Genomic DNA, 14,679 nt, shown 5'->3' with positions numbered 1-14,679 from the left:
ATTACTCCATCATTTTTTCAATTGGTAAGACAAGAATTGAACTAGCGCCTAAGGCCTTAAGTTTCTCCATGGTTTCCCAAAATAGCGATTCGGAACTCACCATATGTAACGCCACGCGATTTTGTTCACCAGTAAGTGGTAGTATGGTTGGATTTTCAGCACCGGGTAATAAAGCTACAACCTGATCTAACACTGCAGTTGGTGCATGTAACATAATATATTTGGATTCACGAGCTTGGATAACACCTTGAATTCGCGTCATCAACTTATCAATCAATGCTTGTTTGTCAGCTGACATCTCGGCTTGGCGTTGAATTAAACAAGCTTTAGATCTGTAAATAACCTCAATCTCTTTAAGTCCATTCGCTTCAAGTGTTGCACCACTTGAAACTAAATCACAAATAACGTCAGCAAGACCTGCTCGTGGCGCTACTTCGACTGAACCATTAAGCAAACAGGTTTTAAAAGCTACATTGTACTGAGAAAGATAACGACGGAGTAGGTGAGGATAGGTGGTAGCAATACGTAAATCTTTTAAACATTCAGGGCCGGTATAATCAAAATCACGAGGCGCTGCAATGGATAATCGACAACCGCCAAAATCCAATCGGCGCAATGTTTTATATTGAGGATTGAAACCCTCAGCTTGTCGATCTAACACTTCTTCTTCTAAAACATTTTCGCCAACAATTCCCAAATCGACTACGCCATCAATGACTAATCCTGGGATATCGTCATCACGAACGCGTAAAATATCAATCGGCATATTTTCAGCGAAGGCAATTAAACGTTGTTCTTGAAGATTAATTTTAATGCCACATTGTGCAAGTAGCTTTTTTGACTCATCACTCAAGCGACCTGATTTCTGCATTGCTATACGTAAACGCGAATTATCCAACATATTATTCTCCAAATTATCCTAAAAAATTTTTTAACCACAAACAAAAAACCCTCGAAAGTTTGATCTTCCGAGGGTTTTCTATTTGCTTTCGCGATATCACCAGAAGACCAACTGTCTTCCAGCACCAATCGCCCGAAGACTAATCAGGTATGATGGTGATGATGATGTTTAGTAACAAAAACGCAAAAACAATTCATAAAAATAAAAACCAATAATTTAATTAATTATCAAAATTGATATATAAAATATAATAGAAATGAATAACTATCAACTCATTTTTTATGATTGATAAAGAAATTTTGCAAATATCAGACTTTTTGCTTTTCAAAAGTTACGGATATTAATTGCTAATGAGTCAAGTTAAACTAACTTAATTATAAAATTTGTTTTAATCGATGACTGACTTTATAACGACCAAAATCGGTAATTTTAGTTAAAAAGAGATTCAATGCGTCGCTGTCGAAATGGCTGATAATCATATAACATCCGTCGCCTGTAATCTTATAAAATTCTATTACTTCATTAAAAGACTTTACTAAGTTTTCAAAAGAAGTAAATTGATTCGTGTTCATATAAATAGTAATGAACTGTAAGTTTTGTTTTTGTTCTTTAATGGTGAATTTTTCTATAATATGATTATTTAGCAAATCTTGAACGCGTTGACCAACGGCTTGGCTAGATAAGAAAACCTTATCGCCAATTTCGCGCCAAGATTGACGGCTATTATTTCTTAATTCACTTAAAATCGCTCTATCTTTTTTATCCATTGTTTCAATTTGAAAGCTAACTGATATTTATCATTTCAATTCGCTATGTTCTTTAAAAATTGATTATTAGAAAATAATAACACGAAACCTTATAAAGGAGAGCAAAATGACTCAAGCATTAATGATTATTGATGTGCAAAATGATTATTTTCCTGACGGAAAATATCCGTTAAATAATACTGAACAAGCATTACAAAATACTTTAAAACTGCAAAATTATTTTCGGCAAAAACTACTGCCTATTATTTATATACAACATATTAACCCAGATCCTAATGCTGTTTTTTTTGTGAATAATAGTTTTGGTAGTCAATTACATGCAAAATTACTTCCTATCAAACCGAATGAAATGATCATTCAAAAAGCCTATCCAAATAGCTTTTACCAAACACAATTGCAAGAGAAGTTAGAGCGATTAGGAATAACACAGTTAGTGATCTGTGGCATGATGAGCCACATGTGCGTAGATTCAACTACTCGCTGTGCATTTGAGCTTAATTATCAACCGATTTTAATTCATGATGCTTGTACTACTCGTGATCTTGACTTCAATGGCAACATCATTTCCTCACAAGACGTTCACAATAGTTTTATGTCTGCATTAATGCGATTTTCTAAGATAATGAGCTGTGAAGCATTTATTCAAACAACATAACATAATAACAGTGAAAGAGGTTTTTATATTTATAATTAGCATTTCATTGATAGGCATTTAGATGGTACAAAAAAGCCATCTAATTGTTGAAAGTTTATAGAATAATTTACCGTTAAATAAATTATAATCATGTTATTTTAATTCGATTAATATAATAAATAGGAACAATACTTGAACTCAGCATTATGTTATAGACAGTTTGGTATCCCTGAAGATGTATTGAAGCTTGAACTTTCAAATAAAGACTTATTAAAAGAAGATTATATTAGAGTACAAATGTTATATGCGCCAATTAATGCCTCAGACCTTATTCCAATTACAGGTGCTTATCAGCATCGTATCATTCTGCCACAAATTGCTGGTTATGAGGGAGTAGGTGAGGTAATTGAGGCACCTTTAACTTATCGTCATCTGATTGGAAAACGTGTATTACCTTTAAGAGGAGAAGGAACTTGGCAGCATTTCGTAGATTCACCTGCAAAATATGCTATTGAAGTTCCAGATTCAATTGATGATACTATCGCTGCTCGAGCTTATATTAATCCTGTCGCAGCTTGGTTAATGCTTAAACATTATTCTCCACAAGGAAAGCATATTTTAGTTACTGCGGGGGGAGCTGATTGTGCAAAATTGTTATGCAAATGGGCAGTAAATTTGCAAGCATTATTTGTAACTGTCATTTGTCGCTCAGATAATCATGTTCAATTTTATAATAAATATGGTGTTAAAAAAATAAATCAAAACGATACTGAAGCTATAGAATATTTTGCTGCACATGCTGATATTGTTTTTGATGCGGTTGGTGGCGAGCTTGCTGAAACAATTTTGAATCATATGTCTGATTCAAGTGAATTTGTCTCGTATGGTTTGCTTTCAGGTACTTTTTTTCAACCTAAAAAGCGATTACCTAAAGTTCATTGGTTTCATATCCGTCAATATATAAACAATATGGATCAAATAGAATGGTTGAATATGTTTAATGAAATCTGGACAAAGTTAAACCAAATAGATTTAAATGAACCTTATTTATTTAAATTCAATGATTGGCTAAGTGCTATTAAAGCTTACCAGCAAGTAAGTATGAATGGTAAACCATTATTAGTAATGGCGGAATGATTTGAAAATTTAATTGTTTAATTAATGAAATGTAGGCTTATCACCAATAATAAAGATATTTAATGAAATCATATTTAAAATATAGAGGTCTAGGAAAGGTAATTATTAACTGTTTTTACCTTTCCTAAAAGCTCAGGCATATTATGACTAAATGGTTTGTGTATATTTTTTACCTGATAAAACACTAAACCGACCAGTACCTAATAAAGCAAGACTAAAAGCCGCTAAAGACATAAATGCTGGATACTCCCAACCTCCTCCCGGATTAGTAAAAGACCAACCATTAGTCCAATGTACAATGGTAATTATCGCAAGTTGAAAAAATGCAATTAATGCGACAGCGCGGGTTAAAATACCTAATAATAACAAAGCACCACCACCTATTTCAAAAGCGATAACAATATAAGAAAAAAATCCTGGAAATCCAAGGGTATGGAAATACTCAGCTGTACCTTCTGGAGTGAGAACAAGTAATTTAGTAAAACCATGGGCTAAAAACATCATACCTAAAGCAATTCGTAATACAAATGCTGCTACATCAGTTTGATATTCTTTCATTTTGGGGTTCCTAATATTAAGTTAGCAAAATAATAATTAAAATCATTGTGATCTATTACAAAAGCTATTACTTATTTACAAAATAGGATACTACACTTAAGATTGTCTCACAGATAACAATCATTAGTAAAGTTACTTACTAAAATTGAACGATGTTAATGAGATTATGTTTACGCTATTTGGAAGTTTAATTATTTATTTGTAGATAAAAATAACGGCATAACTTAAAAGTTACACCGTTATGTCTTACTTATTGTTGGTGTCAAATAGATTAACTTGTTCTGTTGTTTTTTACGTAATTTTATTGGTTTCCCTTGCATTGTACTTACACTCAAATCCGTTAAAGTCTGGATAATTGTGTAAAATATATTCATCCTTTTTTGTTATAAATTTAGTTTTTCCATTGCTTTATCAAAATATTTACCTAAACCAAAAATCACTCTATATCTTTTTGAACCAACTTTAATAATTCGCCATGGCGAACATAGCTATTTTTCTATTAGAACAAAAAATAGCTTCTTTTCCATTTATATGGTAATTTGCTATAAGTTCAGCAGTTAAATCGAAAAAATGATTCTGATGATGAGGTTGAGTTGAATTATCAACGACGTTAACTGTAAGTCTTTTGGGGTTAAGTAGCTTTTTTATATAATCTACTCTTTCTTCCAACTTAATTTTTAGCGTCGTGACTAAGTAAATCATGTTTGGTGATGCCATTTAAAGCTCCTTAAGGGATAAAAAATAGAACTCCATACTTTTACTAAATAACTCATATAATCATACAGTATATAACAGAAATGAGACTAATGTCTCATGTAATTAACTATATCAATTTTAATTATAATAAGCAATAAATTATAAAAAATAATATGGATAAGCAAAGTATCGTAACACCACAAACATATACAGGCGTTAGAAAACGTACGTTCGAACATTTATTACATACAGCAGTGAGTATTTTAGATGAAGGTCACGAATTAACCATTACCGAGTTAGCTGATAAATCTGGAATTTCAAGAGCCACTGCTTATCGCTATTTTCCAACGCAAAGTGATTTGATATCGGCAGTTGTTGATCATTCACTTCAACCAATTTTACATTGGCAATCGGATGAACAGGATGTAGGCCAAAAAATGAATGACTTCTTATCATTTGCTTTTGCTCAAATGATAAAACATGAAGGAGCAATAAGAGCTGCTATGCGATTATCCTTGCAACAATGGGTGACTGATCGTTCAGCTTCATCATCTAATTCAGAAAAATTTGTACGTGGGAATCACAAAGAAGTACTCTCTAATTTACTACAACCATTACAATCACAGTTAAATGAAGAACTAAATAATAAGTTAATTTATACTTTGTCGATTATTTTTGGTTCTCAAATCACAGTATTAAAAGATGTATGGAATTTAGATGATTCTTATATCGTTTCTCTTTCTCAATGGATTATTAAAGCTGTAATTAACCAAGCAAAACAAGATATATCTGAGCTTTAATTATTTTGTCATCTTTAGATTAATCTAATTTTTAGATTGATAAGTAGTGTTTATAGATTCTTACCTTCTAAAAGAAAAAGATTAATTATGATATTTTGGGATTATTAATATTCCTGATCTTTATTCCTGTTATGATGATAGCCAGCTTTATTGGTTCAAGTTAAGGACAAATTTTTAGTAGACTAATTATTTAATGTATTAAATTAAGATGATGACCTGACGCAAAATTCTTAACATAATGATTTATCAATTGTTAATTTGATTCTGTCGTCATCATGATTCACAATTGAAATCTGATACTTTAATTAAACAGTTTAACTTTTTAAAAATTTTATGTACTTAAACTTAACATGCACCGTTTAACACTGAGGTTAAAACATAAAAATTTCATATAATTGTATATAATTTAAAGAGACAAAAATTTACATCACTATTCTTTTTATTATAAATAATTGGACTCAGTGATATAAAAAAAGACACTATCAGGCCGGGCAGTGTCTATTCATAAACTGAAATTAAAATTAATTGAATAATTAGATTTTATGCAAAACAATATTATCGATTAAAAACTAATGATATTGAACTGTCTGTTGATTCGGCTCATCATGAACTAATAATAAACATGTATCACTGTTTGATACTGCTTGCTTAATACGTAGTTTATCATGCTCATTAAGATCATTAATACAAGCGACGATATAGCTACAGGTTTTGCTTTTTAACGCTTTTTCAATAGTTGATACTAAATTTTCATTTTTAAGATTACTCAAATGCACAATTTTTTGTTTATCAAGTCCTGCAATATTTACCCATGAACGTTTTAACATTGGTCGAGCAGATAACCAGAGTTGCCATTTTTTAGCTTTATTAAGAGACTTCAGCAAAGAGCGTTGTTGTTGTAAAACCTGCTGAAAAGGAGATTCAAAATTAATCACCATAAGTTGTGATGAAGAGTGTTCAATAAGCATAATATCCCCAATACTGTATTAATATACAGTGAATATTAATACAGTATTTTGCGTTTGTAAACTCCTTAAATGATCATTTTTTGTATTATTTTTTCCTGTAATAGAATCAGGAACGCAATAATTGATAGGATAAAATTCCTAAAAAAGTCATTAAAACAGAGCCAATAACATGAATAGCAATAGTAGTTAATCCCCATAAAATACGACCTTCTTGTAAAAAGTTCACGATTTCTGCCGAAAAAGTTGAAAAAGTCGATAATCCACCACAAAATCCAGTGATAACCAATAAACGCCACTCAGCGGATAAGTTTGAATGATTAAAAAAAGCAATTGCAAAGCCAATAATATAACCAGCAATCAGATTAGATAGTAACGTTCCTAATGGAATCGCAAACGCGATAATATTTAATTTAAGTGACAAAAACCACCGCAATAACCCACCAGCAACTGAACCAACTGATATAGCTAAAATAAGTTTAAACATGTTAAATCCTTAATAATTGGGCGCATTCTTATTAAATTTATTTTTTATGGTTAATGGCAAGGATGATAACTATAACCGAGATAATAATAAAATGCATATCTTTCATTGTGGCATCATTTTTAGGTTTAAAAAAGCGATAGCTTATATTTGATTTTATTGTTAACTTTCAAAAAGATAAATAAATTAAAGATATTAAGAACACGTTAAATAAAAAGTTATAGCATCACTTTTATGCAAAGATATTTTGTAAGTATGGGTATTTTGTTTATTTACTACTTTTTATTACATGATTTATTACGATTAATAAGGTAACTTATACAGTTGATGAAATAATTGACAAGGTTTGAACCGCAATTAAAACCTGACGTTAAAACTAAAATAATATCAAATAATTAAAGTTAATTTTATTATATAACTTAATAAATTGAATAAGAAAACAATAACAGGATGAATCATAATTATGTTACAAAAAGCCGATATATCTTTTGAGGCGCACTATCTGCAAACGACGTTAGGACCAATGACTATTTTAAAATCACCTGCTGGTATTAGTATCAAGGAAGCCATCAATTATCAAAATAAACCAATCATTACCTGCAATTGTTACTATTCTGAAAGTGATCGGTATAGTTATCAAGTGATCTATGTTGTGCTTGAGCCTGATTTACAAAATCCTACATACTACCTAGAATCTGATGGTATCTTGCCAGAATTTTTCATCAATCCAGAGGGTAAGCTTTACACTGCTATCGAGGTTTATCATCCAGATAAAGATGGTTTAATTATTATGGTTCCTTGCTTTGACCGCGATAATATTATCTATCCTAAACCTAAAAAATGACACTTGGTGATTATATTGGTATTTACCATGATTTTGCTATATTTAAGTATGTCGATATTTTTTCAGACAAACAATTAGATAAACTGATTGCGGTTGAATTTAAAAATGGTGATCTTAAAAAAAGTTATACTACAAAAATTCCTTTTCCAAAATATAATCAATCCTTTATAAATAATGACAATAAACAAATTAATATTATTGCCAAAAGTGAAGAAAATTGTTGGCTGCATCGTCAAATTGACGAAAAAGGTACCGTATTACAATCAAGAATAATTGATATAGCCTGTAATGATTATCCGAATTGTGTTTTAAATTTGAGTTTTTACGAATCATCATGTGTAGTAACTCACGGCGAGGGTGGAATTTTTTATCTAATCACTCTTACCCCACAAGGTGAAGCGACACGAGATAAGTTATTTGATGTAGGTTCTCCTCTATTTTGGGTCTGAGAACCATTAAAAATTGCCACTGAAACATTTGTGATTCGTTTTACTATAGAAACAGGAAACGGCTGGATAACCTTGCGAAACAATAAAGTGATCGAGGCATTTTTACAACAGCAAGCTGGCAAATTTACTAATTTACTTACTAATGAAATTATTATATTAGCTAAAGAAAACTTAATTATTTAGGATTTGATCTCCTGCCAAAATGATAGTTATACATTGGTGTTTTATGATTATCAAAAAGATAAAACTAAACGGAATACAACATTGTTTGTTTTAAACAGAACGCTTGTTTAAATCTGTTTTTGTAGTTGATGTCAGGAGCAAATTTGCTTAATGATAGATAATTACGAGCTGATTAAGTACAATAGAGGCTAATATTCGTTTAATTCAAGGATAAAGTATGTATACAGGTATTGTGCAGGGGGTTGGTGTAATTATTGATATCATCGATCAAGATAAATTACGTACTTATAAGGTAAAATTACCAGAAAAATTAACACAACATATCGAAATCGGTGCATCCATTGCTAACGACGGATGTTGTTTAACCGTGACTGATTTTAAAGATGATTGGGTTACCTTTGACATAATGCAAGAAACTTTAGCGCTTACTACATTAGGTGATAAAAATATTAATGATCTGGTCAATATTGAGCGTAGTGCTAAATACGGCGATGAAATAGGTGGCCATATTATGTCTGGGCATATATCTTGTATGGCCACAATTGTTGATATTCAAAAAACTGCAACGAATTGCCAAATGACTTTAGAATTACCACCTAAATTTACCAAGTATGTTCTCTATAAAGGTTTTATTGGTATTGACGGTGCTAGCTTAACAGTGGGTGATGTAATGGATAATCGTTTTAAAATCAATTTAATTCCTGAGACACTTGCGATTACCACTTTAGATAGTAAAAAAGTAGGAGATAGAGTTAACATAGAAATTGATTCACAGACTCAAGCAATTGTTGATACCGTTGAAAGAGTTTTGGCGGAAAGAAAGTAATGTTTATTTTTTAGATTAAATAATTATTATTGTTAGTCTAAAAATTTTGCTTTGCTGACTTTCGAATATTTTAAACGTATTAATTGACTATTACTTATCTTATATTTAGGTTAAGGCTTTATTATTAAAGCCTTAACAGCTATCCAGGTATTACCTAATGTCTAACAGCCGATTACTTCCTATTTTTCTATTGTTAATTTTTATATAAATCATTTTCTTCATTAAGAATAGTTGATTATTTCTGTCAAAAAGTTTCAGGTTATACATACGTTTCAGTAAAAAACTAATTTTTAAAGATAATGATTGAATATCAATTTATACAAAATTCCTAAAGTGTAAATCTTACTCAACCTTTTTTGCTACTACTCAGAAATCAATTTTTAACTGGTATTGCGTTAATTTATTACTGTCATTACTAAGTTATCTATCTAATTTAAATCAAAAAATTTTTTTCAAAAAATGATTGCAAATTATACGAGATAAGGTATTTTTATAAACCATTTTAGATTACTTTTATCACAAATTAATTTAAAAGAGATATAATTTATTGACTATTTTAATTATATTTATGTTTAGTCAAAAAAAATAATACTAAAAATGGCATTTAAGGTATCAAAAAATAATAATCCTAGATTTAAAAATCTCTTTAGTGTCATATATTGTGTTTAAAAACAATTATTATAATATTTTGTAGGTTAAGGAATGAGCAATGTCATTATCAGCAGTAAAAGAATGGAAATTTCCAGTTATTATTAATAGTAAAAAGGATCTTACAGTCAATAATTATTACAGTGCCTTATTGAAAGCGTCAAAAGGATTTTATCCAATTAGTATTAATCAGCTTATACATGTGGGCGTTCACTTTGATGAAACAGTACTTAAAGAATTAGGTGATGAAAACGAACGACAGGTTCATTGTATTGCCGATGGTGAAGTAGTTGCTTATCGAATTAATGATAACTATCAAAATATTAGCTACGGAGATACAGTTGCTTTCTATTCAACAGGTTTTGTTTTGGTACGTCATCTACTCGAAATGGAGCGAGTTGAAGAAAAAACAGAATCAACAGAGCCTGATACCGAAAATAGTTCAACAAAAGAAAAACCTGCTGAAGATAATTCTCCCGCATCTTCTGCTTCTAAGACAAATGATACTGCAACTTCTACTAATTCAACGGCAGATAAAGCTGATACTGAATCAGAAAACAAACCAGCCGAAGCTGAAAAAGAAAAACTGCCACCGCATCAACTCTATTTTTATAGCCTATATATGCATCTGGCCGATACCGCCTTTTATGATAAAAATTCTAAAATGCCAACACCTTCATTTTGGGAACAAGATATTTATCGTGTTCTACCTGATCATAAAGAATTAGATAACGTCGAAGGTTTATGTATTCGCGATAAGGCAGATAATTCAAAAAATGACAGTATATTAGCGGTTTTACAAGTCGGCACTAAAGTGAATTTAAATCTCAATTTACATGACGAAAATCATAACTGGTATGCTGTTACAAGCTTAGCGGAAGGTTATTCCTCTATTCCCGAGTTAAAATCAATCAAACATACTCAAGGTGAAAGTCAAACAGACATTTTAGGTTGGATTTTTATTGGTAAAGAGATGACCTCGCAAGAATTTGAGATTTTAGAATTAAATGAGCACAAAAAACTTCTTTCAGGTCAATCTAAAGAGCTTAGCATACTAACAAAAGAGTTTAAGACTAACTGGGCTAAATCTAAAGGGTTAAGAGTTCGAAATGATAAAAAAATCTTATCAATGCTACCAGAAGGAACGCAAGTTAAAATATCGGGAAATAAAAATGCAAAACGTTATGTTGAATTAACTGAAGTGATTCGGGATGGTAAACCCACCATTCCTTTACCAAATGAAAAGAAAAAAATTTGGTTTGATTGCCTTGAAAGAATTTCCCGAGGAAAAAAATACAATGAAGTGGTTGTATTAGATACACCATTTCCAATAAAAGCAGGTGATTTGATTGGGCATATTGGGCATGACCATACCCCTAAGATATCACTTTCCCAGAACAGTACTGAAATTAAATGCGAAACCAACTTGCATGTTGAATGTTTTACTTGTGATGACCTGCCTAATTTTATTGCACTAACTCAAGCAGAAGCCAGTAAACTTCCTGAGGAAGAGAAGACCTTATTAGGTATTTCGAAACAAGCAAAACTACTTAAATCACCGAAAGATGCAGACACAGACGTGGGGCAACATACTGAGATTAAAGTAATCAGTAAAGATATCAATGTCAAATGGTTACAAATCGAAATCACTGAATCCAAAACTAAGAAAAAAACGGCATGGATAGAAAATAGTGAAGAGATATCAAAAAACATAAACGCAGAGGGTAATATCTCTTTAGCGACTGATAAAAAAGCCTGGAGTGAATATCCATTACAGGCAAGCGAATTAGCGAATAACAGTTCGATTATTGATACTCCATTATTACTTGATATTAATAATGGGGTCTTTAAAAAGTTGAGTCATCGAGCAGTGGATAAAGATGGAACATTATGGATTTTTATAGAGCATGCTCTTGATAAAGATAATGTCCCTATCCGTGGTTGGTTAGCCATAAATAGTGATGGCGTAAAAAAAGTGAGTTGTTGGGATTGGTTCGATTTTAAGCTGATCGAAGAAAAGGCGACCACAAAAGAATTTTATTTAGATGTGAAAAAGTCTTCATCTAGAGATAATGCATCTCTTGAAGCCTATAAACCGACGTTAAAAGAGACATTAACAATTTTAGATAGGCAATATCATTTAGACCAAAAAAAATATGCCAAGATAGATGCAAAAAGTTTCAACGGAATCACGGATAAACCACAATTATCATCGGCACTTTCACGTTTACTGATTAAGAGCGAAAGTGAATGGTATAGTGAAATGGATGCACAAGGCAAAATACCAAAGTGGGACGCCTTAGATAGTGAATTTAACGAGAAAGCAAAAAAAGTCTTGAGCTATTTAGAAGAGGGTGATTCCGCAAAATGTGATGCTTATATAAGTACATTAGCAGAAAATGAACGAGAATCGGTAAAAAGAGGATTAGAATTAAAACGTCGAGAATTGCAGGCACAAGGAATCAATAATAATAAAAAAATTGAAGACTTTTGTTATACAGAATTAAAACTACAAGTAGCACGTTGGGATAATGAAAAAGAAAAGATAAAAAAAATGTTATGGTGGGATGATGTTGCAAAAGGTTTAGCGAAACAAAACCAACAGAACAAATCAGAACAATCCAAAACGAACAATGAAAGTAATTCTTCAGATATCACGCTACCAGCTACTTTAAATCTTGATGGTCAGGCAAGTTTTATACACCCGATGATGTTAATTAACTATTTTAAAATTAAAGCCAGCCCTTGGCATGAACCTTTAAAAAATCCGCAACGGACTTTATATAATTCGGGAGGAGTCGAAAAACCATCTAATGGCGCTTTTGGGCTAGTTCGTACAAATGCAAATGGAAACAAAAAAGCGCATACAGGTTTAGATTTATTTGCTGATATAGGAACACCTTGCTACGCTTGCTTAGATGGAGAAATTGCATCACTTCATGAAGATCCTAAAGGATTTGGAGATGTACTGGTTTTAAAAGTTAGTGGTGATGATTTAAGAAAATCTAGAAATAGCTATACCTCTGAATATAAAGATGAGTTTGAAGAAGGAGATGAGTTTGATATTAATGCCGATTATTTTTATTTACGATATTGCCATATGAGTGAAAGGCTAAAATCATTAAAAGAAGGTGTAAAAGTTAAAGCTGGTGATTTACTAGGTTATACTGGTGATACTGGTAACGCAAAAGGCGCGATTAATCCGCATTTACATTTTGAAATAGCAATGAAATATCGATATAACAAATCAACAAAAAAAGATAATGAAACCAATAAATTAGGCTTTAAAATAAATCCGGCTTTTTTTGTTAATTTAAAATCAATTGATAAAAAACTTCAAAAAGATGTTCTAGAAAAAAGAAAAAAAAATAAATAAAGTGAAATTTAAGTGGGAAAAGTTTAAATGATAAATTTAAAAAAAGTTTTATTTATTATGATGGTGTTTTTTTCTAATTTTGCATTAGCTAATTACACTATTTATGAGGGTACAATTGGAAAAAATAAGGTGGAGCTTTATTTTGATGCTTTTTATGACAATGATATAAATATTATTTATCTTAATAATGATTCTTTTGAGCCAAAGCAACTTGATAATATTCATAATGCTCAAATTGAAGATGGATTAGTTTTCAACGTTCCTAAAACTAATTTTGGTGAAGATATTATAGATACAATAGTAATAAAAAACATTGATTTTAATAAGGATCGCTCAATAATCTTGAATCAAAATTTAGAAGGTTATTCTAAAAAATATGGTGATTTTAAATTAGTTAGAAAATTTGATTATGAATTTACATATAATGATGATAACAATTTAAAATTAAAGAATAATATTGAATTTGAAAATGAAGAAATTATACAAAGAGAATCAACCAAAGATTATTATTTTAAAACGCTTGTTTCAAAGAAGAAAGGAGAGTTTCTAAAAGTTGTTGGAATAAATGTTTATCGTAAAAAAGACGGTAGCTTACTTCAAACAATCAATGATTTGAAAGATTTTGGTTTTCTTTCGTTTATTAGTATAAATACAAATCGCGATGCCAATTTTGATGGAAGAGATAACGATTTCTATATTTCTAAATCGAAAGAGAGTATCAACGATAGTAATGTAATTGATGCGTATTTTTCCTATGATGAAAAACAAAATAAATTTGTTTATCTAAATTTGACTGGACGATTTATTACCTTTGATTCAGATAAAAAAACCGCAAAAAAAGAGAAAATATGTCCTATAAAAACGGCAATGACAAGGGCTACTATTACAGATTTGTATGAATATTCAGATGATAAAAAATACACTCTTACTAATTCAAAATGTGAATTAATTAAATACTCGGAAAACGGAGAAAAAATTCTACTTTCACGCGCCTGCAATAAAAAAGAGAAACTTTTTTGCCAAAAAGCTAGCGAATTACTGATAGATGAATATGCGGATTAAACACCATATTATAGAAATGCCTATTTTAAAATAGGCATATTAAAAATCAATCAAATTGTTTAAAGGTGTTAATTATAAAAGATGAATAATAACAATTGGTTATCTTTTGTACTGTTTAAGTAATTTAATAAGTTAAGATGAATTAAATAATGAAAACAATAAAATATATAATGATGATGGTTTTTCTTATTCCGCAAGTAACAAAGGCTATCTATCGAGTTTACAGCGGAAATATGGGAGATAATAAAGTTGAATTTTATTTGGTGGCCACACCTGATAGTGACTTTCATGTTATTTTTATTGAAGATAAAACAAAGAAAATTGAGTATATGGGTGGGCCAAAAAAAAT

General features: G+C 30.6%; 16 protein-coding genes and 1 other annotated feature. Of the genes, 10 read left to right on the top strand and 6 right to left on the bottom strand.

Annotated features, from left to right (window positions below):
* Position 1 precedes the first annotated feature (1 nt).
* Positions 2 to 901: an ATP phosphoribosyltransferase gene (hisG, locus tag H3S73_RS12125; RefSeq protein WP_144091237.1), complete on the bottom strand. Its 900-nt coding sequence runs from the start codon at positions 899 to 901 to the stop codon at positions 2 to 4.
* Between the two features lie 39 nt (positions 902 to 940).
* Positions 941 to 1,066, bottom strand: a sequence feature (His leader region).
* Positions 1,067 to 1,275: 209 nt separating this feature from the next.
* Complete coding sequence (locus H3S73_RS12120) at positions 1,276 to 1,668, bottom strand: Lrp/AsnC family transcriptional regulator (protein WP_144091238.1); 393 nt, start codon at positions 1,666 to 1,668, stop codon at positions 1,276 to 1,278.
* 106 nt (positions 1,669 to 1,774) lie between these two features.
* Between H3S73_RS12120 and H3S73_RS12115 the strand changes: the two genes are divergently transcribed.
* Positions 1,775 to 2,323, top strand: a complete 549-nt coding sequence (locus H3S73_RS12115) for a cysteine hydrolase family protein (RefSeq protein ID WP_198228275.1) — start codon at positions 1,775 to 1,777, stop codon at positions 2,321 to 2,323.
* Between the two features lie 171 nt (positions 2,324 to 2,494).
* The gene (locus H3S73_RS12110; RefSeq protein ID WP_198236765.1) at positions 2,495 to 3,439 is read left to right on the top strand and encodes a zinc-dependent alcohol dehydrogenase family protein; all 945 of its coding nucleotides are present in this window, start codon (positions 2,495 to 2,497) and stop codon (positions 3,437 to 3,439) included.
* 147 nt (positions 3,440 to 3,586) lie between these two features.
* Here the strand turns inward: H3S73_RS12110 and H3S73_RS12105 are convergent, their stop codons facing one another.
* Together H3S73_RS12105 and H3S73_RS12100 are read right to left on the bottom strand one after the other, a co-directional pair.
* Positions 3,587 to 3,997, bottom strand: coding sequence for a DoxX family protein (locus H3S73_RS12105; RefSeq protein WP_039126302.1), 411 nt, complete (start codon positions 3,995 to 3,997; stop codon positions 3,587 to 3,589).
* Between the two features lie 462 nt (positions 3,998 to 4,459).
* Positions 4,460 to 4,714, bottom strand: coding sequence for a hypothetical protein (locus tag H3S73_RS12100; RefSeq protein ID WP_198228283.1), 255 nt, complete (start codon positions 4,712 to 4,714; stop codon positions 4,460 to 4,462).
* Between the two features lie 152 nt (positions 4,715 to 4,866).
* Here H3S73_RS12100 and H3S73_RS12095 point away from each other — a divergent pair, with 152 nt between their 5' ends.
* Positions 4,867 to 5,493, top strand: coding sequence for a TetR/AcrR family transcriptional regulator (locus tag H3S73_RS12095; protein ID WP_198228285.1), 627 nt, complete (start codon positions 4,867 to 4,869; stop codon positions 5,491 to 5,493).
* A gap of 569 nt (positions 5,494 to 6,062) precedes the next feature.
* Here the strand turns inward: H3S73_RS12095 and H3S73_RS12090 are convergent.
* Positions 6,063 to 6,461 carry a cell division inhibitor SulA gene (locus H3S73_RS12090; protein ID WP_198228287.1) on the bottom strand — a complete coding sequence of 133 codons (399 nt, stop codon included), beginning with the start codon at positions 6,459 to 6,461 and terminating at the stop codon, positions 6,063 to 6,065.
* Between the two features lie 106 nt (positions 6,462 to 6,567).
* Positions 6,568 to 6,945: a fluoride efflux transporter CrcB gene (gene crcB / locus H3S73_RS12085; RefSeq protein ID WP_198236766.1), complete on the bottom strand. Its 378-nt coding sequence runs from the start codon at positions 6,943 to 6,945 to the stop codon at positions 6,568 to 6,570.
* Between the two features lie 460 nt (positions 6,946 to 7,405).
* Between crcB and H3S73_RS12080 the strand changes: the two genes are divergently transcribed.
* The 7 genes from H3S73_RS12080 to H3S73_RS12050 form a co-directional block, all read left to right on the top strand.
* Positions 7,406 to 7,786: a hypothetical protein gene (locus H3S73_RS12080; RefSeq protein WP_144091242.1), complete on the top strand. Its 381-nt coding sequence runs from the start codon at positions 7,406 to 7,408 to the stop codon at positions 7,784 to 7,786.
* Entirely contained in the window at positions 7,783 to 8,235 is a 453-nt protein-coding gene (locus tag H3S73_RS12075) for a hypothetical protein (RefSeq protein WP_144091243.1), read from the top strand. The genes H3S73_RS12080 and H3S73_RS12075 overlap by 4 nt, the downstream gene beginning before the upstream one ends.
* A 30-nt stretch (positions 8,236 to 8,265) precedes the next feature.
* Positions 8,266 to 8,418 (top strand): hypothetical protein, encoded by a 153-nt coding sequence (locus tag H3S73_RS12070; protein WP_198236767.1) that lies wholly within the window; start codon positions 8,266 to 8,268, stop codon positions 8,416 to 8,418.
* A gap of 217 nt (positions 8,419 to 8,635) precedes the next feature.
* Complete coding sequence (locus H3S73_RS12065; protein WP_198236768.1) at positions 8,636 to 9,244, top strand: riboflavin synthase subunit alpha; 609 nt, start codon at positions 8,636 to 8,638, stop codon at positions 9,242 to 9,244.
* 709 nt (positions 9,245 to 9,953) lie between these two features.
* Positions 9,954 to 13,268, top strand: coding sequence for a M23 family metallopeptidase (locus tag H3S73_RS12060; protein ID WP_198236769.1), 3,315 nt, complete (start codon positions 9,954 to 9,956; stop codon positions 13,266 to 13,268).
* Positions 13,269 to 13,295: 27 nt separating this feature from the next.
* Positions 13,296 to 14,330 (top strand): hypothetical protein, encoded by a 1,035-nt coding sequence (locus H3S73_RS12055; protein WP_198236770.1) that lies wholly within the window; start codon positions 13,296 to 13,298, stop codon positions 14,328 to 14,330.
* 149 nt (positions 14,331 to 14,479) lie between these two features.
* The coding region (locus H3S73_RS12050) for a hypothetical protein (protein WP_198248905.1) at positions 14,480 to 14,679 on the top strand (200 nt) is incomplete at its 3' end.

The organism is Gilliamella sp. B14384G12, from assembly GCF_016101825.1.
GTDB classification, from domain to species: Bacteria; Pseudomonadota; Gammaproteobacteria; order Enterobacterales; family Orbaceae; genus Gilliamella; species Gilliamella apicola_N.
The sequence above is the reverse complement of the archived record's forward strand: the minus strand, read 5'-3'. Positions and strand labels throughout refer to the sequence as shown.